1 pseudogene is annotated in these 441 nt (G+C 76.9%); it reads left to right on the top strand.

The annotated features are described in order from the left end of the window. Window positions 1-441 (top strand): annotated as a pseudogene (locus tag SACPADRAFT_RS26245) (GNAT family N-acetyltransferase); the annotation flags it as partial.

Raw genomic sequence — 441 nt, 5'->3', positions numbered from 1 at the left:
GTGGGCCGCGCACGGGGCGGGGCTGCGGCGCGGGACCGATCCCGTGGTCACGGCCGTGCACCACGGCCCGCACGGGCCGGACGGGTTCGTCACCTACCGGGTGGGCCGTGACGGCGGCGAGCAGGGGGTGCTGCGGGTGCTGGATCTGCACACCGCCGGCGCGGACGCGTTCGCCGGGCTGTGGCGGTACCTGCTCGGCGTCGACCTGGTGGCCGAGATCCGCGCGCCGCAGCGGCCGCGGGACGAGCCGGTGGAGCTGCTGCTGACCGATCCCCGCGCGTGCCGGGTGACCGAGGTGACCGACGAACTGTGGGCGCGGCCGGTGGACGTGCCCGCCGTGCTGCGCTCCCTGCCCGCACCCGACGGTGACCTGGTGCTGGGGGTGCACGACCCGCTGCTGCCGGACAACACGGGCCACTACCGGGTGTCGCCCGAGGGGGT

It is taken from the genome of Saccharomonospora iraqiensis subsp. paurometabolica YIM 90007 (genome assembly GCF_000231035.2).
GTDB classification, from domain to species: Bacteria; Actinomycetota; Actinomycetes; order Mycobacteriales; family Pseudonocardiaceae; genus Saccharomonospora; species Saccharomonospora paurometabolica.
The sequence above is the reverse complement of the archived record's forward strand: the minus strand, read 5'-3'. Positions and strand labels throughout refer to the sequence as shown.